This is a genomic window from Blautia sp. AM28-27, from assembly GCF_003480905.1.
GTDB classification, from domain to species: domain Bacteria; phylum Bacillota; class Clostridia; order Lachnospirales; family Lachnospiraceae; genus Fusicatenibacter; species Fusicatenibacter saccharivorans.
Genome location: NZ_QUJK01000001.1, coordinates 656,659 through 681,006, shown reverse-complemented (window position 1 = coordinate 681,006; position 24,348 = coordinate 656,659). Strand labels below are relative to the sequence as shown.

Genomic DNA, 24,348 nt, shown 5'->3' with positions numbered 1-24,348 from the left:
GGTGCCTCAGGTTTTCGCAAACGCTGCGGCACCATCAGGGGAAAACCTGCGAGATTTAAAGATTAAAGCTCCAGATAAGAATCTGCATACAGAGTGTTGCCTTTGAATACGTCACAGGATTTAATGGTCTCCATCAGTCTCAGGTCATTCGGGTTAACGATGGCACTGGTCAGACCCTGCATCATAGCCATAGCTACAAGTGCGGAATCCATGATCGGACGGATGTTTTTCGGCATACCGTTGGAGTTGTTGGAAAGTCCGCCGGTAGAATTCAGTCCCATATCGCTGAACATCTTGATGCACTCAAGAACTTCCATCTGTTTGTCCTGCATTCCTTTTACAACCAGGAACAGCGGGTCAAACCACAGATCTGTCGGCTCCATGCCATGCTCCATACCTCTTTCCAGAAGGGTCTGGCAGTACATCATACGCTCGTCGTTATCTTTTGCAATTCCTTCACCGTTGCAAAGTGCAATAACGATTGCATCGTTTGCAGCTGCAAGGTCAACGTACTCGATTCTTCCTGCAGCATCTGCAGAGTTTACGATCGGTTTTCCTTTGGAACGGTTGTATACAGAGATACCAGCCTCAATTGCTTTTTTGTTGGATGTATCCAGAGCCAGCGGAACATTGTCAAAATTGCTCTGCAGCAGCTCAACAGCCCACTTCATGATGTCCTCTCCATCATTCTCAGCCGGTCCGATGTTTACATCAAGGTAAACGGCACCAGCATCCAGCTGCTGTTTTGCTCTCTTTAAAATTGGCTCTTCATCTCTTGCTGCGAATGCTTTGTTTACAGTAGGAGCTGTAACAGAAAGTCTTTCGCCGATGGTTACAAATTTTGCCATATCTCTTCTCCTTTTCTTTTGGGAATCCCCCATAATTATTTTTTCACGGGAGAAACTTCCGGATACCGGAGTTCCTCCCGGATTTTTTATGTATTACAGTTCTCCGTTTGCCTGCAGATCTTTCATGAATTTCACAAGCTGAACTGCCTCAAGCGGAGCAACGATTACTTCCCATCCAGGAAGTTTGGACTCAATGTCGCCCTTTAATACGGCTACTTTACCAGGAATAATAACTTTTCTGGATTTTACTTTATCTTCTACATTCTCTTTAAAGAATTTGGAGATAGAGTTACCGGAGAATTTACCTGCTGCCCAAGATGTCAGTACAGAAAGTCCGCCGGCGTCGTTGATTACAAGGTTAACCGGAACTCCGGATCTCTCGAGCTCTCCGGATACCAGAAAATAGGTCAGAGCAAAGTCTACTGTGGTCAGGCAGATCGAATTTTCATCTGCGCCGTTCAGCGGGTAGATGCCCGGCTCTACTTTCATCGGTTTCTGCGGATCGGTAAATACGTTCTGGCGAAGTCCGAATACCGGAAGTGCCTCTGCGTATCCCATCTCCTCAAGAACGATGATGGAACCGTATTTCATGGTGAACAGGGAAAGCAGTGCCTGCTGCATATATCTGTCGCCCTGTGCGATTTTTGCCAGATTTACAATAGACGGATAACCGAAGGTACGGTCTGTATCCTTTAAGGATGCACGTCTTACCTGTACGGTAGTAGCAAAGGTCTCTTTGATGGTCGCTTCTGTGGTATCAAGAACAAGATTCTTGTTGCCGAGTTTCTCGATTGCTTCTACGGTGTCGTGAAGCTCATCAATGTTTGCGCCACTAACGCCGAGAACAACGCCTGCCTCTGTGGCAAGTTTGCTCATCTCTTCATAGTTGGATGCATTTGCACCATTCAGGATCGGTTTGCCTGCTTTGCATACTTCCAGAGCAGCTTTTGCAGCGTCTGCGTCCTCACAGCCAAGTACCAGAACTTTTCCGGTTGCTGCTGCTTTCGTTACAAGAGATACGTATTTGTCTACGCCATTTCCGGCATAGTTTACATACAGCATCTCTGCGCACATACGCTCACCGATACGGTCGTAATCAACTTTTTTGTCTTCTTCCAGTTTTGCATCGATCTCTTCGTCAGACATGCAGCTGCAGAGAGATACCGCATAACGGGTTTTGCTTACAAATGTTTTCTCATGACGATAGAGGACCGTCTCTCCGCCAAGAGTGTACTCACTGTCGCCGGTTCCGACTTTGATCGTCTTCATTGGCGGTGCGGTAGCTTCGGAAAGCTGTGCCATAGCGTCGTCAGACATATATGGGCACGCTGAAATATCCATAGCGCCCTGTGCAACCTTCATGGAGAATGCCATACAGGTCGGACATCCGCACTCCTTACAGTTTTTCTTTGGGGTCATTTTAAAAATCTGAATACCTGATAATGCCATAATTCTTTATCCTCCTAATCTCTTCCTTACGTACTGATTACATCAGTTCCTGAATCATTTTGGAAATGGTTGCAACAGACTGTGGATGTTTGAGGATAACTGCATCAGAACCAGAAGCCAGAGATGCGGCTGCTGTCTGAATCTCCATAGAGACTCCTCGTACTTCCTGATTTCCCCATTCCGGAGATTCCTCTTCTGTTGCCATTGCCTCTTTTACATTCCATGTCTCAGAAGCGATTGGAGTAATAATTGGCATCTGCAGCATTTTATCGTCCTGGGATAATGCTGCTGCTTTGATACGGTCCAGTGTAGATACTACGTACTCATATCCGTATCCGACTGCTGCAGAACCTACGTTCATAACAATGCTGTCTGCGCTGACACCAAGCTGGGTCATAACAACATTCAGCTGTTTTGCAAGGTTGATATCTACAGCGGACTCAGCGCCGACTTTCTGGCTGTATGCCAGACCTGCGGCAGCACCAACTGCCTTGTAATCTTCTTCTCTTGCGGACATAACAAGAACGTTTCTTCCCTGAAGGACCTCTGCTACTTTTGTGAGCAGTTCGGAATCCTTCTCAACGTTTTTACATCCTTCTACAACAAGCGGCACGTCAACGGCATCAGCAACCTCTTTGACTGTCTCAATGAGTTCTTCTACCGATTTGTTCAGACCGTTCGGGTCTCCGCCTGCCAGACGAAGGCAGAGGAAATCTGCACCTTCCATAGCTGCTGCTTTTTTTGCAATCTCGCCCATGGTAGCTGCACCTTCATAGTATGCTTTTACGCTTTCCGGTTCTCCTTCCATACCAAGATCTGTGATTTCAACGCCGACCTTCGGTCCGTTTTTGATTTCACCATCGAAAGCATAGAATGGTAATACGTTTTCTCCGCCAAGAGTTACGGTTTTGTCTCCGCTGCCGATTACAACGGATTTAATTGCTGCATTAAACTTTTGTGGTTTGCGATTAAACGGCATAAAAAAAGCCTCCTTAAAAATAAATTCCATACAGGCATATCTCCATGATTCCGCTTCATGGACACACCTGTTATCATTTTAACGTTTTTTCCCAGAGAATGCAAGATTTACCAGGATATTTTCCAAGATTTTCTGACAAAAAGTATCCGTTTTCTCTTCGTCAGCCGTTTTTTTCCAGAAAATCACTTTACAGCTGCCGGCATGTGCCGGAAAGGGCTTCCTCCTCCGCTTTGGAATCCCCTCCCAAGCCATGCCGGTCTGCTTATTCTTTCACAGGATAAGCCTGTAAAATACGAATTACATCATTGGATCCATGCCAAGTGCCGGATGACCTTTCTCGGTCAGGAATGCAACCAGTGTCTCCGGATCTTCTGCGATGGTCTCATCACCGATCATATCGGTAAAGTTGTCGATACCGTACAGCTCTTTTGCTGTTTCATTCAGTTTCTCTGCAACCTGCTCTTTCAGCTCTTTCGGCATCCATACGATACGGGCAACACCGCCTTCTGCTTTCATAAACTTCTTGGAAGCGATGAAGTGTTTGCCGTGTCCCATGAATCCAGGAGTCTGAACACCGCCGCCTGTCATGGAAGCCAGCTCGGAGAAGGTCATTCCCAAAGGAGTCATGCCTGCGTACTCACGGTTTGCGATGCAGACACCGTTGGAGAATGGTTCGATACCACAGATACACTCGAAGCATCCGCAGGATGTCATTGGTTTTTCCATGATGGAGTACAGGGATACGTCATCAAGAGCACCCTGGGAAAGCTTACGAACAGCCTCGTTAACATCCTCATACTCACCGATTCTCTCATCGATTACTTTTTCTTTTGTGATAACCTGGCAAGGTCCGTTCGGATCCAGCTCGTTGGTAGCTTTTGCATCCAGCCATGAAACAGCACCGCAAAGTCCGAGACGCTCTGGTGTAACAACACATACATGGCTCGGGGAGAATGCCTGGCACATGATACAGCTGTAGTATACCGGTACAGATTCATCTGTCATGGTAGACAGACGCTCATCACGTTTGTCGAATACTGGAATTGCAATTTCGTGACGGATCTTGGTACAGTCTTCCGGATTGGTGTAGATCTTAACCTGGCATTTGTCAACAACAGCCTCGAACTCGTTCTTCACCTGTGCGTACAGAACTTCTCCGAAGTGTTTTGCACGGAAACCAGCGTTGAAAGCTTCTTTGCTGACACGGATACGGATCATATCACGCTGTCCGGTATGCATCACACCTTCGATGCAGTTCAGGTAGCTGTGGAATTTACGCTCAAATACAGGCTCGAAATCCGGCTGCATGCTCTTTCCGGCAACCTCAACCACGTATGCAATGCTGTGCTTGGAACCTACCTCGAACTCGTCGATGTCCGGTCCGATCAGCTCGATCTTGTGATCTTCTACTTCGGAAGCATCTTTTGTCTGAACCAGCTCGCAGCAGTCTACACGGGAACCGTCAAACTCAACCTGCATATCACCGCGGCGGATGATTTCGCCCTCAAATGCAGATGCGAATGCAACCGGGATATCGATGTTTGTAATTTTAATCTTGATGTCGCGGGCTTCCAGAGAAGTTGCGTTGAATTTGGAAACGTCCTTCTGGATAATGAGACTCTTCGGAATAGCCGGAACGTCTTTGTCATCGTTTGTGATAACCGGGAAACCAAGTGCAATCGCACCAGCGCCGCATGCAACGATCACATCATCCAGAGGAGCAAAAGCATTTACGAATGCCGGTACACGGTCTTTGGTGTAGGTCATCAGTGCGCCTGCATCGCCTGCAGTTACGTTACCGAAGATCAGGGCTGCACGGATTGCTACGGATACAACGTGGATTACAGATGTTACGTCTTTTCCAAGCGGGATGACACGTACGTTTGCGCCGGTCTTGTATCCTAATTCCTGACACTGATCAATGATTCCGCCAACCAGTGTTACAAGAATACCCTGTGCCTGATAGCTCTTAACCAGATCCACGCCTTCCTGTGCGGTCGGAGCGCTTCCAAGGATAACAGCTACGCCCGGGATATCGCCTGTTACAAGCGGCACACCAAGCTCACGGATGATGGCATCGCTTAAATGGCCGTAGCACGGCTCATCATATGGTTTTGCACCGTCGATGTATTTAATTGCCTCGATGAACTCTGCGCAGAGTGCAGTTGCAACACCGGACATAAATACATCATTCAGCTGATTTTCTCTTGTCATCAGAGATTTTACCACGCCAAGAGCCTCTTTCATCTCTTTTAAGTTGGTAACCTTTACTCCTGTTACAGCATAGTAACACGGAAGTGCGTAAGCAGTGTCCGGGAAGCTGACTGCTTTTTCCTCTCCGTTTGCTGCGATTGCGGCATCAATGGCAGCTTCGGTAAGACCGTATACTGCATCATTTCCGCCAAATACTCTCTCGAATAATGTCATGTGTTTTTCCTCCTATCACACTTTTTCCATGCCAGGCATGTTTGACTTATCGATTTTTGTTTTTATTTTCCGTATCTCTTCTACTGCAGCCGCGCTGTAATCATATGGAGACGAACCTTCCCTGTCCGCTTCCATAATTTCCGGGTTGTAGTGGACCATGCCCAGAAGATCCTCCGGGGGGATACGGTCCTGTATGAATGCCTCATCTTTTTCGTCGCGTACTTTGTTTGCCACGACATGAACCTGATGAACGCCAAGCTCTTCGGCCAGACGTTTGACATTCTTATAGGTCTGAATACTTCTTGCACCCGGCTCGATGACTACGATGAACATATCCATGCCCTCCGTCGTTCCTCTTCCCAGATGCTCAAGGCCTGCTTCCATGTCGAGGATGACAACATCCCCTCTGTGAAGGACCAGGCTGTTGATGATTCTCCGCAGCATCACATGCTCCGGGCAGACACAGCCGCTTCCGGCCGTCTCCACGGTGCCAAGCGTCAGGAGTTTGACTCCATTGTACTCTTTGCTGTATTTATCGGGGATATCACTTACTCTCGGATTTATCTTGTAAAACCGGTTGTCTGCACTTGCCTCGGTGCGCTCTTCGATCAGTTTTCTCATTTTGGTAATCGGAACGATCGAATCGAGGATTTCTTCCGGAAATCCAAGCGCAAGGCCCAGATTGGCATCCGGATCGACATCTGCAGCCAGAACCGGATGGCCTTCTTCTGCATAAAGTCTTGCAAGGGTCGCTGCGATGGTTGTTTTTCCTACGCCACCCTTTCCAGTTACTGCTATTTTCATTTTACACCTTTTCACTTCAAAAAGGGCGGTCTCTTTTTACGTCAGGGACCGCCCTGTCCTTTTTATACGCCGAGTGCGGCACGTTTCTCTTCGATTCGTGCGAGCATTGCATCGCCCAGCTTGTCGATGTCTTTTTCTACTGTGTAAGCTGCCTCAACCCAGTCGCGGACACCGTTGGTCAGAAGTCCTGTTACCTCAGTGGATCCGGATACATACGGCTCTACGCCAAGGTAAGTATCGATACCGGTTGCTACAACATAGTTTCCGATGGAAACTGCTTTCTCAGACATCCACTCCGGAGCACATCCGACAACCGGAAGCTGGGAAATATTGACATTACCGATTTTAGCAAGTTCTGCTACAAGAACCATCATACGGGAGATATCAACGCAGGATCCCATGTGGAGTACCGGCGGGATATCAGCCAGCTCGCAGACACGTTTCAGACCTGCACCGCAGAGATCTTTAGCACGTTTGTCCATCAGACCTGCTCTTGCTGCTGCCTGTGCAGAGCATCCGGAAGCAACGATGATAACGTCGTGCGCGATCAGCTTCTTCATCAGCTCGATGTGAGCGGTGTCCGGACGGACTTTCGGGTTGTTGCATCCTACCATGGCAACTGCACCGCGGATAACGCCGGATGCCACACACTGCCACAGCGGCATCAGAGTTCCGGTCTGGTCAACCTGGGAATTGGTTACTTTATCCAGAGTCTTGATGATGGACTCAAAAGAGTATCCAACGGTTGCTTTCTGCTTCATATGCGGGATATGTACCAGCTCCGGTTTCCGGTTTTTAAAGTTTTCAATTGCCATTTTTACGATGGCTTTTGCATTCTCACCTGCTGTTTTTGCGTTGAAACGAATGTATTCTGCATCCGGCATCTGCGCAATCGGGCTGGTGGTAACGAATTTAGTATGGAAACATTTGCTTAAAGGTCCAAGGGCCGGGAAAATACACTGTACGTCAACAACGATGGCCTCGCAGGCACCGGTCAGTACCACGTTTTCCTGCTGCAGGAAGTTACCTGCCATCGGCACGCCGCGGCGCATTGCTACTTCATTGGAAGTACAGCAGACACCTGCCACGTTGATTCCCTTTGCTCCCATTTCTTTTGCATATGCGATCATCTCCGGATCGTCTGCGTATTCGCAGATCATCTCGGAAAGTGACGGATCATGGCCATGAACGATGATATTTACTTCATCTTCTTTCATAACACCAAGGTTTGCCTCGGTTTCGATCGGCTTTGGAGTTCCGAACAGTACGTCAGAGAACTCGGTACCCATCATGGAGCCGCCCCATCCATCGGAAAGTCCGGAACGAAGGGACTGGCGAACGAGTGCTTCCGGAAGGGAAGAACATCCCATATGAGTCATATGAAGAGAACATGCAACCTCACGGTCAATCGCACGCGGTGCGATTTCTTCTCTCTCCCAGATTTCCTGTGTGTGCTGCGGAGCACGTTTCAGGAATCTCTGTGTTCCAAACGGTTTACCATACTCTAAAAGAGCCAGCTCGGACATCTCATGTGCCAGATCGTAAATATCTTTTCCTTCTGTCTCTACGCCCCACTCTTTTGCGATACGGATCAGTTTCTCCGGATCTTTTACTTTGTAGTTTCCGTTTGGATCAGCCTCATGCAGTGTGTGGCAGATCTCACGGCCATGATCGGAATGTGTTGCGGAACCGCCTGCTGTAAAGCGCAGGAAGTTACGTCCTACAATACCGTGTACATCGCATCCGCAGATTCCTCTCGGTGCCTTTGGTGTAATACGGCAAGGTCCCATCGTACAGATACGACAGCAGGTTCCCTGCTCACCGAATTTACAGTGCGGGGTCTGGTTTTTTACACGAAACTGCCATGCGTCAGCGCCAACCTTTGCACCATTTTCCAGGAGCTCATTCGTGGCCTGTTCGAATTCTTCTACGCTTGTTAATTTGAATTCGCTCATCTTGTCCTCCTCAAGATTGTATTTTAATATTTTTATGGTAAAAACATCCTCCCATGGGGGATATTTTACTTTTGAAATATCCCTCCGTCTGCAGCGTGTACAAAGCGGAGGGCAGATTCTCTGTTTTTATAAATCAAGGTTTTCTACGATTTTCTTTAATGCCGCGCGTACCGGAGAGTCTTCCGGCAGACGTACGGTTGGTTTTCCGTCACAGTCATATTCATAAACCTGATCATCGTGCGGAACAACGCCAAGGAGAGTTAATCCCTGTTTTTCAATTTCCTCACGGGTTCCCTCATTTAACACGCCATTCGGCGCACGGTTTACGATCAGTCCTACCTGCTTCGGCTTCATATCGCATTCTTTGATCAGCTCCGCGATTCTCGCAGCGGCCTGTACTCCTCTTCTTGAGCAGTCACTGACCAAAATAGCTGTATCCATTCCCGGAAGTATACCACGGCTGATATGCTCCATGCCTGCCTCGTTATCCACAACCATGAAGGGGTAATTCGGATACAGCTTTGCAAGCTGATTCTGCAGAAGTCCATTGACGAAGCAGTAGCAGCCTTTTCCCTGTGTTCTTCCCATCACAAGCAGGTCAAAATCATCTTCCTCAGTCAGAGCGCCTGCAAATTTAAATTCCGCATAATCTGCCTTGCTCATACCTGCCGGAATCGGGTTTTTGGATGCCATCTCTGCACGGGCAATCTCCTCCCGGATATCTCCAAGGGTAGCTTCTACTTCTACACCGAGTACCTCATTCAGGTTTGAGTTTGCGTCCGCATCAACTGCAAGAACAGGACCTTTTCCTGACTCGCAGAGATACTGGATCAGCAAGCCGCATAATGTTGTTTTTCCAACGCCGCCTTTTCCGGCGACAGCTATTACGTGTGCCATAAAAATCGGATGCCTCCCAAATTCAAGTAATTAATTCATTAAACCAGTGTGCAAAGGCCGGATCTGTCGATGATTTCAGATACGTCTTTCCATTTATTCAGTGCATACAGATGAATTCCATTGACACCAAGTGCACGGTATGCATCAATCTGTTTTACGGTATATTCGATACCCTCTTCTTTGAACTCTGCAACTTTCTTGTCGTAGAATACGTCGAACGGTTTGCCCTCTGCATCTTTTGCTGCAAATGGGTTCGGGAACAGCCAGTGTCTGGAGATCATTCTGGAAAGCTCTCTGTCCATAACACAGCCGTTTCTGGAAAGTGCCATGTTGATGGTAGCTGCCTGATCCAGGATCGGCATAACTCCAACGTCTACCGGCATGGTGATTCCTGCTTTACGGATTGCATCGAGCCAGTATTTGAACTGCTCCATATCCCAGCAGAGCTGTGTCATGATGTAGTCAGCTCCGTTGTCCTGTTTCTGTTTCAGAACTGCGATATCAGACTCCAGACTTCTGCAGGAGATGTGGCCTTCCGGTGAACCTGCAACAGCGATTTCAAATTTGTCGCCGTAGGTATCACGTACGAATTTTACAAGATCCGTAGCGTAGTCAAAGTCACCGCAGGTTGTGGTCTCGCCAAGCGGAATATCACCGCGCAGTGCCAGCATGTGGTCTACGCCGTCAGCCAGATACTGATCCAGCTGTTCTTTAATTCCTTCTTTTGTGTTTTTGATAACGGTGAAATGAGTAACCGGTGTGGTTCCGGCATTTTTGATCATCTGACATACTTCACGGTTTGCTCCGACGTTTCCGCCGCCTGCTCCGTATGTACAGGAAATGTAAGACGGGTTGTACTTCATCAGGTGGTCGATGGTACCCGGCAGATTCTGCAGTCCCTTCTCTGTCTTTGGCGGGAACAGCTCAAAAGACAGAAGGGTCTTGTTTTTCATCTCTTCTGAAAGTTTCATAATTCAATTTACCTCCGCTTTAATATAATATATTCCTATTCTAAGTCCCGGTTCGCCTGTTCTGTTTGTTCCGATTCGCAGACCCCGGGGTCTTAAAACCGCTTTTATAGAATAACTGGTTCCGTCAACCAATTATCATTCACAGTCCAGCTCTACGATGCTGTTTGCAAGATCTACCATTTTGATCTTACCCTGCAGTCTGATCTCTTCGCCCAGGATGTCGCGGATCAGAACGTATTCTCCATCGACATCGATGCGGCTTACATTTTTACAGACAACTGTGTTCTCCGGATTTTTGTATACCGTTGCAAGGCACATAGCTTACGCCTCCTCTACTTAACTTCTTTCAAATGCTCTTTTACAAGCGTCAGTGCAAGGGACAGGCGCATATTGCCTTTCTGGAAATCGGATACTCCCTCCCTGATCTGTTTTGCGGCGTCCGCCATTCCGGCTTTTTCCAGTTTGTCGGCCATCTCGTCGAGTTCTGCTGCGTGATGTTCATTGTGCTGCAGCATATAGGTTAAAAGGGCAAGATTCTCGTCCTTGCATTTTTCTTCGGAACCGCATGCATTGCAGGCATGTCCGCAGTCTTCTCCCTCGTGATGATGGTCATGGTGATGATGGTGCTCGTCGTGAGCTCCGTGCGGAATGGGATTTCCATTCTCGTCATATAATAAATGCATAATATGGCCTCCTCTGTCCCCGTTTTTCTGCTCTGCCGTCCGTTTCGTCCGCTTTTGTTTTCCTGAAACGTCCTGCAGATTGTACAGGGAATGATAAATAAATATCAATTCAAACTTATTATACTCTATTTCATGCACAAAATCAATACGGCCTCCACAAAATTTCTGTACAATTCGCCGTACAGGCCGTCCTGGCATCCTTCTTTTTTCTTGCGTGGCTTGTTATTTTTTTCATTTCCCGATTGTGTTAAACTTTTTTAATATATTTGGTCTGATTTCTTTAAATTTTCATGTTATACTAAACATAATTATGAGAGAAATACGGCAGAATCTTTTTTTGATTCAAGATACGGAGGGTTTTTATGGCACTTTCTATTCCAACCATCACATTGAACGACGGCAGAGCGATGCCGCTTCTGGGGCTTGGCACTTACAAATCGACAGAAAAAGAGGCAGAAAAAGCAATTGTCACCGCGGCAAAATACGGCTACCGTCTGATCGATACCGCCTCCTCCTATAAAAATGAGGACAGCATCGGCCGCGGGATCCGCGCAAGCGGGATTCCGCGGGAAAACTTTTTTATTACCACAAAGGTATGGAATACCGCGCAGCGGGTCGGTGATATCGAAGGTGCCTTCAACCGCAGCCTCGACCGTCTCCGTCTCGACTACGTTGATCTTTACCTGATTCACTGGCCGGTGCCGGGCTGCTACCCGGAGACATGGCGCGCACTCGAAAAAATCCGCGAATCCGGGCGTGCAAAATCGATCGGCGTCAGCAACTTCGAGGAGCCGCACCTTACCGCCCTCTTTGAATTTTCCGGCATCATCCCGGCCGTCAACCAGATCGAATGCCATCCGCTCTGGAACCGGAAACCGCTCATCGCTTTCTGCCGTTCACATGGAATCGCCGTTCAAGCGTATGCGCCGCTCGCAAGAGGTCTTTATCTGAACCGTGAGATTATGCAGCAGCTGGCAGAAAAGTATGTACGCACTGAAGCGCAGATCGGCCTCCGCTACCTCGTCCAGCAGGGCATCAGTGTCATCCCGAAATCGACACAGCCGGACCGCATTTTTGCCAACGCGGATGTCTTCGACTTCGAACTTTCTGAAGCCGACATGGCGCTCATCGACACGATGGACGAACAGCTCCGCTCCGCTTCCATACCGGATGACCTGCTGTAACTGCGGATTCACAGAAAAAGCAGCACAGAAAATCTGTTTCTTTCCGTTTCAGATTTCTGTGCTGCTTTTTCTGTTTCTCTTTATTTCGAGGATACCATCCAGTCTGCTGCAGGTGCAGATCCAGTCCCCCATTGCTTCGGCTTCTTCTAAATCATGCGTGACCAGAAGTATCGTTTTTTCTTTTCCTTTTCTGCGGATATAGTTCATCGTTTTCTTTTTCGTCCCCGCATCCAGTCCCCGGAACGGCTCATCCAAAAGGAGGAAATCTGCGTCCATGCGCATGGCCCGCAGAACCGCCACCCGCTGGCGCATGCCGCCCGACAGTTCCGATACAGCCTGGTTTTCACAGCCCGAAAGGCCGAGTTCCTCCATCTCCTCCACAAGATGACGGAAGCTTCTTTTTTCTTTTCCAAACATGCGGCGCCTTACCGAGAGCTGGATATTGGCTGCAGCTGTCAGTTCTTCTGCCAGCCGCGGTTCCTGAAAAACCATACTTTTTCTTAAGGCTTCCAGTCCCCCGATTTTTCCGCCGTCCGCCTGCTCCAGGCCTGCCAGAATCCGCAGCAGGGTTGTCTTTCCCGCCCCGGAAGGAGCCATCAGACAGGTCACTGCTCCTTTTTTCAGTTCCATCGTAAGATTCGAAAAAATAACGTGTTCTCCATACGCTTTTTTCAGATGGCAGATTTCAATCGTATCTTCTCTCATTTCATCACCAGCATTCTTTTTTCCGCAAGATCCATTCCTTTTAAAACAGCTTTTTCGAGACAGAAGCTGACGTACACGATCGCTGCCGTCCAGGCAAAGAGTCCCGGTGTGTCGAGATATATTTTTGCCTGATACAGATGCTCTCCGATGGATCGGTTCGGAATGCCGATTACTTCTGCTGCCGTTCCGGCCTTCCAGCAAAGGCCGAGGGAAAGTGAACATCCCGTCCGGATATATGGGTACAGCTGCGGCAGGATCACCCAGCGCAGCCGCACCGGCCGCGGAACCTGAAAAACGTCTGTCATCTCCAAAAGCGCTGTGTCCAGTTCCCGCAGGCCGTTCCGCGTGTTTGTATACAGGATCGGAAATACCATCAGAAACGAAATCACAACCGAAAGATTCTTCGACGAAACCCATATCAGGATCAGAATCACAAAAGAAGCGACCGGCACTGCTTTCACTGCTGCAACCAGCGGCGTCAGGAGTTCTTCTGCAATGGAAAACCGACCGGCAAGTGCAGCTCCTGCAATTCCCGCCGCCGCACCAAGAAGGAATCCGGCTCCGATGCGTGCTCCGGAAAACAGCAGGGACTGCCAGAAGAACGGTTCTGTTACAAGCGTAAAAAGGCGTTTCAAAACAGCGGCAGGAGATGCCAGAAGGATCTCCTGCCCGACAAAAACACTTGCCGCCTGCCAGATCATAAGCCAGAACACGATCGGCCAGCGCTTCGTTTTTCTCTGTTTCTCTTTTTTGTCTTTATTCGGAATAATAGAAGTCATCTCCTGGAAGTTCTCCTCCGACTGCCTCCGGGTTCTGGTCTTTGAGTACACCGAGATAACCGGAAAGCTTCTCTTTCATCTCATCACCGGTGATGCAGACAATGTTGCACGCCGGAAGCGCTTTCTTTGCGACTGCCTCCGGAACAATGTCATAATCCCCGATCAGTTTTGCCGCCTCATCCGTGTTTTCGGTTACGTAGGATACGGATGCCTGGTAAGCTTCCATGAAGTCTGCAACTGCTTCCGGATGCTCCTTGGCAAAGGCAGTGCGCACAACGGTAACACCTGTCACCAGTGTGCTCACTGTTCCTTCGGACTCCTGGATTTTGTTCCATTCTTCGGTCAGGTCAAGTGCGGTGCGCAGCGTTTCTTTTTTCGTCTGTGCCGTCGTTACAAACGGCTGCGGCAGCATGGCGATTCCATCGGCATCTTCTGCAAGTGCTGCCACGCACTCGGCGTGTTCGCTCTTCCACTCGATCGTTACGTCCTCACCCGGTACGAGGCCGTTCTTTTCGAGGATATAATTCAAAGCATACTCCGGAGTTGCACCTTTGCCGCCCGCATAAATGGTTCTGCCTTTCAGATCCGCAATGGAATGTACGGTATCGCCGTCCTCGACGATATAAAGGACACCGAGCGTATTGACTGCGAGCACCTGCACGCCGCCGTTTGTCTTGTTGTAGAGTACGCTTGCAAGGTTCGCAGGAACCGCGGCGATATCCACCTCTCCCTGTACCAGTTTTGCGCTGACCTCATCCGGGGCAGCGGCAAGTTCAAACGTGTCCGCAGGTGACTCTTTGCTGTCGTTATCGCTCATCATTTTTACCATTCCCATGCTGGTCGGTCCTTTTAATGCAAGCACATGGACCAGTGTCTCATCTTCTGTTTCCGATGCCACTGTGCTGCTCTCTGTCTGCGTACTTTCTGATACTGTACTTTCTGATCCTGTGCTTTTTGTCCCGCTGCTCTCCGACTTTGTCTCTGTCTGGCCGCATCCTGCAAACAGAAGTACCATTGCAAGAATCGCTGCCGCAAAGCCCATCTTTCTTTTCTTTTTCACTTTTTTCTCCACCTTGCTGTTCTTTTTAGTCTACCAGCTTGTCCAGTTCTTTTACATATTCTGTCTGGCTGGAAATCTTGTGTTTTGCCTGCGCCGCATATTTGTTGACTGCCGCCTGCGACTTTTTGATTGACTGCATCGTGCCGGCTCCTGCCACGCATCCGCCCGGACAGGCCATGCCTTCGAGAAGATAACCGTTGTACTTTCCGGCCTTTGCCATTGTCAGCAGTTTCCGGCATTCCTTCAGACCTTCTGCATTTGCCATCTTGATTTCGCGGTCCGGGTATTTTTCACGGATTACATTTTCCACAGATTTTGCAACGCCGCCGGAGACAGCAAAGTTTCTTCCGTCCACCGATGCATCGCTGACGCCGTCCGGATCTTCCTCAAGTGCACTCACATCTACCTGGCGCGCATCGAAAATGCCCGACATCTCTTCAAACGTCAGAACGAAGTCCACCTCACTGCGGACAGACCGGCGCATGGCCTCCAGTTTTTTCGCCGCACACGGTCCGACAAAGACAACCTTCGCATTCGGATTGTGTTTCTTGATCAGACGCGCCGTCAGCGTCATCGGGGTCAGTGCCATCGAGATACAGTTAGCGTAATCCGGGAACAGTTTCTTCGCCATTACAGACCAGGCCGGACAGCAGGATGTCGCCATAAACGGCAGTTTCTCCGGAACTTCGTTCACAAAATCCTCTGCCTCCTGTGCCGCACAGAGATCCGCTCCGATCGCAACTTCAAAGACATCCGCAAAGCCGAGCTTTTTCATCGCCGCACGCAGTTTTCCAGGCGTTACTTTCGGTCCGAACTGGCCGACAAACGCCGGTGCCAGCGCTGCATAGACGCGCTCTCCCGACTGGATCGCACGGATTACCTGGAAGATCTGGGATTTGTCCGAAATAGCGCCGAACGGGCAGTTGACGAGACACTGGCCGCAGGATACACATTTCTCGTAATCGATATCCGCTTTTCCGTTCTCATCTGAACCGATGGCATCCATTCCGCAGGCTCTCGCACACGGACGCTCCTGAATGATAATAGCCTGGTATCCGCATACCTTGGCACACTGACCACATTTGACGCATTTATCCTGATCAATATAGGATCGTCCATTGGTGCGGTCCAGCGTAATGGCCTTTTTCGGACAGACTTCCACGCACGGATGTGCAAGACATCCCTGACATCCCTCCGTGATCAGAACCCGTTTTTCATGACAGGCGTTGCATGCAAATTTGATGACATTAATGAGCGGCGGTGTATAATACGTCTCCGCCTGGTCCGCCAGTTTGATATTGTCCGAGATCGGGGCGTGCTCTGCCGCGCTTCTGCACGGAAGTCCCATTGCAAGGCGAAGCCGCTCTCCTACAATCGCCCGCTCCAGAAACACATCATTTCTAAAATTTCCGACCTCACCGGGAATTACACGGTAAGGAATTTCCTCGATCGTCTTTTCCACCGGGGAGTCCACGTCATACGCCATTTTTGCAACTTCCGTAAAAATGGCATGGCGGATTTCCTGAATTCTTGTTTCTACTCCTCTCATTCTTTCTTCCTCCTGCTGTATTTTCCTCCGCATCTTTTCAGTTAAAATTATTCCGCTTTCTATTACTATACTTGATTTCGAAAGTATTGTCATCTTTTTCCCGTATTTTTGCTGAAAAATTTCGGTCTGCACAAAAAAAAGAACCTGCCGTCTCTGTATCATTTCACAGAAGTGACAGGTTTCTTATTTTTACCGCTCCCAGAGATCCGGGGCGAGTTCGTCTTTTTTCATACGCTGCATCAGTTCATCCACAGCCTGTTTCGGGTTTTTGTTTTCAAACAGAACCTGATTGACTGCCTGAATGATCGGCGTTTCGATTCCGAATTTTTCTGACAAGGTAAGCCCCGCTTTTGCGGAATAGACACCTTCAACAATCATTTGAACCTCATCCATCGCCTGCTGCATTGTTCTTCCCTGGCCGATCAGATATCCTGCTTTCCTGTTCCGGCTGTGTACGGACGCACACGTTACAATCAGGTCACCGATGCCGGAAAGGCCATAGAAGGTTTCCGCATGGGCACCCATCGCCGTGCCGAGCCGTGCAATTTCCGCGATCCCGCGGGTAATCAGAGCCGCTTTCGTATTGTCGCCGTAGCCAAGACCATCCGCCGTTCCGGCTGCCAGTGCGATGACATTTTTCAGAGCTCCGCCAAGTTCAATTCCCGTGATGTCCGGGCTTGTGTAAACGCGGAAGACCGGACTCATGAACACATTCTGCACATACAGTGCGCTCTCGCGGTCATGCGCGCCGACAACGATCGTGGTCGGCAGGCCGCGGCCGACTTCCTCTGCGTGGCTCGGTCCGGAGAGAACAACGACATTCGCTCCCGGCACTTCCTCCTCGATGATCTGAGACATCGTCATCAGGGTATCGGCTTCCACGCCTTTTGCCACATTGACGATGAGCTGGCCGTCCGGAATATCCGCCGCATACTTTTTACATGTGGTTCGCACGTACGGGGATGCTTTTGCCATCACAAGGATGTCCTGTCCGGAAAGGGAGCCGCGCACATCGCAGGTGAACTTCATTTCATCCGGCAGTCTTACGCCCGGAAGCTTCGTCAGATGCTCTCTGTGTTCCTTTAAGCTCTCAATTTCCTTTTCATTTTCCGAGCAGATCGTCACGTCATGCCCGTTGTTGCAGAGCAGGAGGCCGAGGGCGGTTCCCCAGCTTCCTGCTCCGATGATGCTAATCTTTGCCATATTTTATTTCTCCGACTTTTTGGATAAATACGTTTTCCGCTCTGTTCCCGCGATGAGACGCTTGATGTTTGCACGGTGCTCCCAGAAGGCAAGCACGGCAAGAAGTGCGATCACCACGTACATCTCATAAAGATACGGCGGTTCCAGCGCAAAGCAGCCCGCCTGTCCCATGATAACGGCCATTGCAAAAAAGACAACGTAAACCATCATGGAACCGAGGGAAACATAGTGTGTTACTGCAAGATTCAGGAAAAACAGCGCTGCACAGACCAGCGTGATTCTCCAGTCAAATGAGATAATCAGACCCGCGGTCGCAGCGATTCCTTTTCCGCCGCGGAAGCCTAAGTAAAACGGGAAGTTGTGGCCGAGAATCGTTCCGGCCGCAGCATACACCGTCAGCAGTTTCAGTATTTCCGGGTGCGATGCACCGAAGATCAGCCGTACCGTCAGGACCGCCAGAATGCATTTGATGCAGTCGCCGGCAAGCGTGATGGCGCCTGCTTTTTTCCCTAAAGTCCGGAGCGCGTTGGTCGTTCCTGCGTTTCCGCTGCCGTGTTCCCGGATATCAATTCCCTTCGTCCTTCCATAAATATATGAGGTCTGAAAAAGGCCAAATGCGTATCCGATCAAAAGGCATATGATCCGTACCATAACTCTTTACTGCTCCTTCTCTTTTCGTTCTCTGATGATGAATTTCAGCGGTGTGCCGCGGAAGCCGAACGACTCTCTGATTTTATTCTCCAGATATCGAACATAGGAGAAATGCATCAGTTCTTTGTCGTTGACGAAAATAACAAATGTCGGCGGTTTGACCGAAACCTGTGTCATGTAGTAGATTTTCAGTCGTTTTCCACGGTCTGACGGCGGCTGCTGCATTGCCATTGCCTCGGTCAGAATCTCGTTCAGGACACCGGTCTGTACGCGCAGGTTCTGGTACTGCAGAACCATGTCGATCGTCTCGAACAGCTTCGGAAGACGCTGTCCTGTCTTCGCAGAGATGAAAAGAAGCTCTGCATACGGCATGTAAGCCAATGTATTTCTTACTTTTTCGGTAAAGCGGTAGATCGTCTTGTCATCTTTTTCCAAGGCATCCCATTTATTTACCGCAATGATCATACCTTTTCCACGCTCATGGGCGATACCGGCAATTTTGGCATCCTGCTCGGTGACACCCTCGGTTGCATTGATCAGAAGAACGACGACATCTGCGCGCTCTACGGCAGATACTGTACGGATGATGCTGTACCGCTCCAGCTCCTCTTTGATCTTGTTTTTCTTTCGAAGACCTGCGGTATCGATGAAAATATATTCATTTCCATTGTGCATGATCGTGGTATCGATCGCATCGCGCGTCGTTCCGGCGATATCGGATACGATGACACGGTTCGAGCCCAGCAGTTTGTTGACCAGGGAGGATTTTCCGACGTTCGGTTTTCCGACAATGGCGATGCGCGGAATCTCGCTCTCCTCCTCGTTTTCCATCTCCGGATCAAAGTATCCTGTCACCTCATCGAGCATATCGCCGATGCCGAGCTTTCCGGATGCGGAAATGGCGTGCGGCTCTCCGATGCCGAGGTTATAGAATTCATAAACATCCATCATCTGACGGTCGAAGTTGTCGACTTTGTTGACCACCAGCACAACCGGCTTGCGGCTTCTTCTGAGCATATCAGCTACTTTTGCATCGGCATCTACAAGGCCCTGACGGACGTCAGTGATGAAGATGATGACATTTGCGGTATCAATGGCGATCTGCGCCTGGTCTCTCATCTGGGAGAGAATGATATCTTTGGATTCCGGCTCAATACCGCCGGTGTCTACCAGCGTAAATTTGTGGTTCAGCCACTCCACGTCGGCATAAATACGGTCACGGGTTACACCCGGTGTGTCTTTTACAATCGAAATATTGTCTCCGGCTAATACATTAAACAGGGTGGATTTACCCACGTTCGGCCGGCCCACAATTGCTACAATCGGCTTGCTCATACATTGTTCTCCTTCTGTGTATCGTCTCCTGGTTTTCCTCCACAACGGCTTTCACCAGGTCGCTGCCCGGCTCATCGATAATCTGTACCGGTGTTTTCAGGCGCTCTTCCACCTCTTCCACCGTCACATCGTCGAGAAAGACGTTTTTTCCCGAACGGAGCATGTTGCACGGAAGCAGCAGGCAGTCGCCAAGATCTCTTCCCTCTAACTGCTCCATCAGATCCTTTCCGGTAATCAGACCGGATACGGTAATGGATTCTCCAAAGAAATAGTTGATAATCGTGATAACCTCCGCCTGTACATTCGGATATTTTTCACGAATTTTCTGCATGTGTTTTTCCAACGACGGCGCCGCAGCTTTTCCGGTCGCAATCGTTACATGGCGGTGACGGTCGTCCCCTTCTCGTTTCGAAAGTTCTTCCGCAACCTCGTCCTCCAGAAGCCGGAGCATTCCCACTCCGTTTTCCAGCTGGATATAGCCATCGTAATTTTCCTCCTCCGGGATCGGCTCTCCCGCCAGCAGATACCATTCATCACCAGCATGGATAAAGTGAAGTCCCCACTGTTCATACAGCTTTTTCTGCCATTTGTGAATCGTGGCAAGAACTTCTTTTGCATCCTCCCTGGTAAACGGTTCCAGAGGCGCCAGTCCGTCGCGGTATTTCGAAAGTCCGACCGGGACAACCGAAACACTTTTCAGATGCGGCAGATATTTTGACAGATCCGAAATACTGCGCTCCAGCTCTGCGCCGTCGTTGTATCCCTTGCAGAGCACAATCTGTCCATTCATCTCGATTCCCGCCTCGTAAAGGCGCTGGACCTTCGGAAAGATATTGCCCGCAAAACGGTTGTGCAGCATTTTGCAGCGGAGCTCCGGGTTCGTTGTCTGGAACGAAATATTGATCGGTGCCAGATGGTAGCGGATAATCCGGTCGATATCGTGGTCGCTCATGTTGGTCAGTGTAATATAGTTTCCCTGCAGGAAGGACAGACGCGAATCGTCATCCTTAAAATACAAGGTGGGACGCATTCCCGGCGGCATCTGATCGATGAAGCAGAAAATGCAGTTGTTGCTGCAGGAACGGTACTGATCCATGAACTCGTTCTCGAATGTGATGCCGATTTCCTCGTCATACTCTTTTTCAATCTCCAGATCCCATTCTTCCCCGTTTTTCTTCCGGATCGTGAGTTCCAGATAGGAGTCGTTGGTCTGGAAATGGTAATCAAAAACGTCCTCGATTTCTTCCCCGTTGACACGAAGCAGTTCGTCTCCCGGTTCCAGTTCAAGCTCTTCGGCAATACTGCCCGGTTCTATTTTCTTTATGATGTGTTTCGTTTTGTTTTTCACAGATATTATGTTATGGCCTTTCCTTTTCCTTCATTTTCTGTCCGAAAGGCAGCAGAACTCTGCATAGCCAGCGGACATTCATTCATTATAATAACAACAACCTGCACAAAAAGCAAGGATTCTTTCGTTTTTTGCTTGACGCGCCCTTTGTTTCGATGATATAAATAGGAAGAAAAAGCTTTGTAAAATATGTCGATTACTGGAGGTTTGTATGGCTAATTTAGATTTACTTGAAAATTCCATTCCGGTCGCCCCGTTAAAGCTCGCAGCTCTGCCGGGCAGTATGGAAATGGCAAAAAAAGTCGATTCGTATCTGGTTCAGTTCCGTAAAGAGCTCGCCGAGCGCCGCAACGGGGTTTCCTTTTCCGGATATTCCGAGGATTCTTTTCTGATTGACTGCGAGTGCCCGCGTTTCGGTTCCGGCGAAGCAAAAGGAAAGATCAACGAATCCGTCCGCGGTGCCGATCTTTACATCCTGGTTGATGTCTGCAACTACAGCATCACCTACAAGGTCTGCGGCTACGAGAACCACATGTCACCGGATGACCATTATCAGGATCTGAAACGTATCATCGCTGCTGCAACGGGAAAAGCACACCGGATCAACGTAATCATGCCTTTCATTTATGAAGGAAGACAGCATAAGCGCACCAAACGTGAGTCTCTCGACTGCGCACTTGCTCTGCAGGAGCTGATGAACATGGGTGTTTCCAACTTTATCACCTTCGACGCACACGATCCTCGTGTCATGAACGCAATTCCGCTCGGCGGCTTTGACAACTTCATGCCAACCTACCAGTTTTTAAAAGCCCTTCTTCGTTCCGTTCCGGATCTGACGATCGACAACGATCATCTGATGATCATCAGCCCGGACGAGGGAGCGATGGCGCGTGCCGTATACTTCTCCAACGTGCTCGGCGTCGATATGGGTATGTTCTATAAGAGAAGAGATTACTCCACCATCGTAAACGGAAAAAACCCGATCGTGGCACATGAGTTCCTCGGCGATTCCGTAGCAGGAAAAGATGTTGTCATCATCGACGATATGATCTCCTCCGGTGAGAGTATGCTTGACGTTGCAAAACAGGTCAAAGAGCGCGGCGCTGACCACGTCTTTGTCTGCACCACCTTCGGCCTCTTCACCGATGGTCTGGAGAAATTCGATGCTTACTATGAGAAAGGCTATATCAGCAAAGTCATCACCACCGACCTGACCTACCGTACACCGGAACTCGTTTCCCGTCCTTGGTATGAGCCGGCTGAGATGAGCAAATATATGGCAAGCATTATCGATACGCTTAACCACGACGTATCCGTTGCAAAAGTACAGTCTACGACAGAGAAAATCAATAAGCTGCTGGCAAAACACAGATAATCGATTTTGTGTCCGCCGGATGCATACAGCAAAAAAACGGATCTGTTTTTTCCAGGTCCGTTTTTTGATGCTTTCTATTCTGTTTTCGATCCTGTTTTCAGACCAGGGAAAGGAATGCCGCGAGGTTTCCTCTTTTTCCCTTCGATGCACGGTGGGAATACAGGAAATCCGGGTTGCAGCAGGTGCAGAGGTTCGGCAGATGAATCTGCTTCTCCGGCACTCCTGCCGCAAGAAGGATCTGATGATTCGCCTCCCAAAGATTTAACTGGTATTTTCCATCTGGTTTTCCGCAGAACAGTTTCTCATGCAGTGTTTCCGGGAATGCTGCCCGGAACTCTTCGATCACGTCACCGCTCACCTCGTAGCATTCCTGGCAGATCGACGGGCCGACGGCTGCGATCACATCTTTTGCTTCTGTTCCAAACCGTTCGTGCATCGCATCGAGCGTTGCCTGTCCCATCTTGTGGACCGTTCCACGCCAGCCGGAATGTGAAAGTCCAATTGCACGGTGCACCGGGTCGACAAAGTAGAGCGGCACGCAGTCCGCATAGAATGTCGCAAGTACGACGCCCGGCTCGTCAGTGATCATACCGTCAATATCATGAAAATCGCGGTCTCTTGTCACGCCGCTGCCGCAGTCTGCTTTCGTCACATAACGGACCTTCGTTGTGTGTGCCTGATCGGAGGTAACAATGTTTTCCACTTCAAACCCCGCCGCCTCACAGAATCTTCTGTAATTCTCCCGCACATTCGCCGGATCGTCGCCGCGCGAAAAGCTGAGATTCATGCTGGAAAGATGTTCCTTACTCACCCCGCCGATCCGTGTGGAAAATGCATGGCGGATGCCCTCAATTTTCTCAATCGCCGGCCAGGTCAGATAGACCACGCCGTTTTCCGCCTCGTTGACATGCATCGTTTTTTTATCGTTTTGTTTCCATTGAATTGGTATCATAAAAACTCCTTTCCTACCAGCCGCTCCCCTGATAATAAAACGCGTTCGCATAGACGCGGATCTCCTCCGGTGTCTCTGCCACGACGTCGAAGCGGCAGGGCACATCCATCGGGATCTGGTGGAGCATGCGGTAGTAATCTGCTGTTTTTGAAATTTTCTTCTGTTTCTTTCCATCCACGGCGCTTGTCGGGTCTCCGGCTGTCCGGCCGGTGCGGTATTTTACTTCGATAAAAATGTATGTGTCGTCCTGTTTTGCGATCAGGTCGATCTCACCGAAGCGGCACCGGAAATTCCGCACCAGGATGTGATATCCCAGGCTTTCCAGATATTCTGCCGCACGGCTCTCCTGTCTCGTTCCTACTTCCCGCTGATTCAAATGCGATACCCTCTCCTTTTTTGATGCGGTGCCTTTACACGAAATGGCCGATAAACGACTGCCGGTGGATCGGTGACGGGCCGATTTCTTTTAAAGCAGCGATATGCTCTGCCGAACCGTAGCCCTTGTTCGATGCAAAACCGTAGCCCGGAAGCACCTTGTCGTACTCTTCCATCAGGCGGTCCCTTGTCACCTTCGCAACAATACTTGCCGCCGCAATCGAAACACTCTTGGCATCTCCCTTGATGATCGGCACCTGGCGGATGTCCACCTGCGGGATTTTCACCGCATCGTTTAAGAGCACATCCGGCTTCACGGAAAGCTTGCTGATCGCCTCCCGCATCGCCTCGTACGTTGCCTGTAAAATATTGATCTCGTCGATCCGCGCCGGGGAGGCATAGCCGATGCCGACGGCCACTGCCTCGCGCATGATCACATCGTACAGCTCGTCGCGTTTTTTGGCCGTCAGCTGCTTGGAATCGTTCAGATACAGGATTTTACTGTCGCGCGGCAGAATGACCGCACCTGCGACCACAGGGCCCGCCAGAGGGCCTCTTCCGACCTCGTCGATGCCGCAGATCCAGCCAAGATCCTCATATTTGTGCTCGTAGATCTTCATCTGTTCCGTGCGCTCGCGCTCTTTTTTTAAGGCCTCTTCCTGTTTCTGGTATTTTTGAATCAGATTTTGTACGCCGGCACGGGAATCCTCTTCATATTCCAGATAAAGGGCGGGCAGCTCCGTCTCCGAAGCTGCCGCAAAAATTTCCCGTATGGCGGATATCGATTGTTTTTTCTCTGTCATCGTTGTTCTCCGCATT

General features: G+C 49.5%; 23 protein-coding genes. 2 read left to right on the top strand and 21 right to left on the bottom strand.

All coding sequences use genetic code 11. The annotated features are described in order from the left end of the window. Window positions 1-62 precede the first annotated feature (62 nt). The 10 genes from acsE to DW743_RS03270 form a co-directional block, all read right to left on the bottom strand. Complete coding sequence (gene acsE, locus DW743_RS03315) at window positions 63-848, bottom strand: carbon monoxide dehydrogenase/acetyl-CoA synthase methytransferase subunit (RefSeq protein ID WP_022462424.1); 786 nt, start codon at window positions 846-848, stop codon at window positions 63-65. Window positions 849-941: 93 nt separating this feature from the next. After that, entirely contained in the window at window positions 942-2,297 is a 1,356-nt protein-coding gene (gene acsC, locus DW743_RS03310) for an acetyl-CoA decarbonylase/synthase complex subunit gamma (protein ID WP_022462425.1), read from the bottom strand. A gap of 37 nt (window positions 2,298-2,334) precedes the next feature. Beyond that, the gene (acsD, locus tag DW743_RS03305) at window positions 2,335-3,276 is read right to left on the bottom strand and encodes an acetyl-CoA decarbonylase/synthase complex subunit delta (protein ID WP_022462426.1); all 942 of its coding nucleotides are present in this window, start codon (window positions 3,274-3,276) and stop codon (window positions 2,335-2,337) included. Between the two features lie 297 nt (window positions 3,277-3,573). Continuing rightward, the gene (acsB, locus tag DW743_RS03300; protein WP_117509046.1) at window positions 3,574-5,703 is read right to left on the bottom strand and encodes an acetyl-CoA decarbonylase/synthase complex subunit alpha/beta; all 2,130 of its coding nucleotides are present in this window, start codon (window positions 5,701-5,703) and stop codon (window positions 3,574-3,576) included. A 15-nt stretch (window positions 5,704-5,718) separates the two neighbouring features. After that, entirely contained in the window at window positions 5,719-6,507 is a 789-nt protein-coding gene (locus DW743_RS03295) for an ATP-binding protein (RefSeq protein ID WP_022462428.1), read from the bottom strand. Between the two features lie 62 nt (window positions 6,508-6,569). Continuing rightward, entirely contained in the window at window positions 6,570-8,462 is a 1,893-nt protein-coding gene (gene cooS, locus DW743_RS03290) for an anaerobic carbon-monoxide dehydrogenase catalytic subunit (RefSeq protein WP_117760360.1), read from the bottom strand. A gap of 126 nt (window positions 8,463-8,588) precedes the next feature. Next, the gene (locus DW743_RS03285; RefSeq protein ID WP_022462430.1) at window positions 8,589-9,359 is read right to left on the bottom strand and encodes an ATP-binding protein; all 771 of its coding nucleotides are present in this window, start codon (window positions 9,357-9,359) and stop codon (window positions 8,589-8,591) included. A 38-nt stretch (window positions 9,360-9,397) separates the two neighbouring features. After that, window positions 9,398-10,330 (bottom strand): methylenetetrahydrofolate reductase, encoded by a 933-nt coding sequence (locus tag DW743_RS03280; protein ID WP_022462431.1) that lies wholly within the window; start codon window positions 10,328-10,330, stop codon window positions 9,398-9,400. A gap of 135 nt (window positions 10,331-10,465) precedes the next feature. Continuing rightward, entirely contained in the window at window positions 10,466-10,648 is a 183-nt protein-coding gene (locus DW743_RS03275) for a CooT family nickel-binding protein (RefSeq protein ID WP_117509049.1), read from the bottom strand. Between the two features lie 14 nt (window positions 10,649-10,662). Next, a complete protein-coding gene (locus DW743_RS03270; protein WP_055218122.1) occupies window positions 10,663-11,013 on the bottom strand; it encodes a hypothetical protein in 351 nt (116 codons plus the stop codon). Between the two features lie 362 nt (window positions 11,014-11,375). On the opposite strand from DW743_RS03270, the gene DW743_RS03265 reads away from it, so the two are divergent. After that, the gene (locus tag DW743_RS03265; protein ID WP_055218124.1) at window positions 11,376-12,197 is read left to right on the top strand and encodes an aldo/keto reductase; all 822 of its coding nucleotides are present in this window, start codon (window positions 11,376-11,378) and stop codon (window positions 12,195-12,197) included. A 48-nt stretch (window positions 12,198-12,245) separates the two neighbouring features. On the opposite strand, the gene DW743_RS03260 is transcribed toward DW743_RS03265, so the two are convergent. The 8 genes from DW743_RS03260 to DW743_RS03225 form a co-directional block, all read right to left on the bottom strand. After that, window positions 12,246-12,902 carry an ATP-binding cassette domain-containing protein gene (locus DW743_RS03260; RefSeq protein WP_117760361.1) on the bottom strand — a complete coding sequence of 219 codons (657 nt, stop codon included), beginning with the start codon at window positions 12,900-12,902 and terminating at the stop codon, window positions 12,246-12,248. Then, window positions 12,899-13,681, bottom strand: coding sequence for an ABC transporter permease (locus tag DW743_RS03255; RefSeq protein WP_117760362.1), 783 nt, complete (start codon window positions 13,679-13,681; stop codon window positions 12,899-12,901). Before DW743_RS03255 ends, DW743_RS03260 begins: the two co-directional genes overlap by 4 nt. Further along, complete coding sequence (locus tag DW743_RS03250) at window positions 13,659-14,741, bottom strand: ABC transporter substrate-binding protein (protein WP_226906312.1); 1,083 nt, start codon at window positions 14,739-14,741, stop codon at window positions 13,659-13,661. Before DW743_RS03250 ends, DW743_RS03255 begins: the two co-directional genes overlap by 23 nt. 25 nt (window positions 14,742-14,766) lie before the next feature. Continuing rightward, a complete protein-coding gene (locus DW743_RS03245) occupies window positions 14,767-16,290 on the bottom strand; it encodes a 4Fe-4S dicluster domain-containing protein (RefSeq protein WP_022461521.1) in 1,524 nt (507 codons plus the stop codon). A 189-nt stretch (window positions 16,291-16,479) separates the two neighbouring features. Then, a complete protein-coding gene (locus tag DW743_RS03240; protein ID WP_117760363.1) occupies window positions 16,480-17,493 on the bottom strand; it encodes an NAD(P)H-dependent glycerol-3-phosphate dehydrogenase in 1,014 nt (337 codons plus the stop codon). Between the two features lie 3 nt (window positions 17,494-17,496). Then, on the bottom strand, window positions 17,497-18,144 hold the full coding sequence (gene plsY / locus DW743_RS03235) for a glycerol-3-phosphate 1-O-acyltransferase PlsY (protein ID WP_117760364.1): 648 nt from the start codon (window positions 18,142-18,144) through the stop codon (window positions 17,497-17,499). A gap of 6 nt (window positions 18,145-18,150) precedes the next feature. Then, a complete protein-coding gene (gene der / locus DW743_RS03230; RefSeq protein WP_117760365.1) occupies window positions 18,151-19,479 on the bottom strand; it encodes a ribosome biogenesis GTPase Der in 1,329 nt (442 codons plus the stop codon). Further along, a complete protein-coding gene (locus DW743_RS03225) occupies window positions 19,433-20,827 on the bottom strand; it encodes a DUF512 domain-containing protein (RefSeq protein ID WP_117760366.1) in 1,395 nt (464 codons plus the stop codon). The genes der and DW743_RS03225 overlap by 47 nt, the downstream gene beginning before the upstream one ends. Window positions 20,828-21,038: 211 nt before the next feature. Between DW743_RS03225 and DW743_RS03220 the strand changes: the two genes are divergently transcribed. After that, window positions 21,039-22,202 (top strand): ribose-phosphate pyrophosphokinase, encoded by a 1,164-nt coding sequence (locus tag DW743_RS03220; protein WP_022461516.1) that lies wholly within the window; start codon window positions 21,039-21,041, stop codon window positions 22,200-22,202. 97 nt (window positions 22,203-22,299) lie between these two features. Here the strand turns inward: DW743_RS03220 and pgeF are convergent, their stop codons facing one another. Genes pgeF through DW743_RS03205 form a run of 3 tightly spaced genes read right to left on the bottom strand, consistent with a single transcriptional unit; the run spans window position 22,300 to window position 24,332 of the window. Continuing rightward, on the bottom strand, window positions 22,300-23,154 hold the full coding sequence (gene pgeF, locus DW743_RS03215) for a peptidoglycan editing factor PgeF (protein ID WP_226906311.1): 855 nt from the start codon (window positions 23,152-23,154) through the stop codon (window positions 22,300-22,302). 13 nt (window positions 23,155-23,167) lie between these two features. Further along, window positions 23,168-23,530, bottom strand: a complete 363-nt coding sequence (locus DW743_RS03210) for a YraN family protein (RefSeq protein ID WP_022461514.1) — start codon at window positions 23,528-23,530, stop codon at window positions 23,168-23,170. A gap of 34 nt (window positions 23,531-23,564) precedes the next feature. Next, a complete protein-coding gene (locus DW743_RS03205) occupies window positions 23,565-24,332 on the bottom strand; it encodes a ribonuclease HII (protein ID WP_055266587.1) in 768 nt (255 codons plus the stop codon). Between the last annotated feature and the right edge of the window lie 16 nt (window positions 24,333-24,348).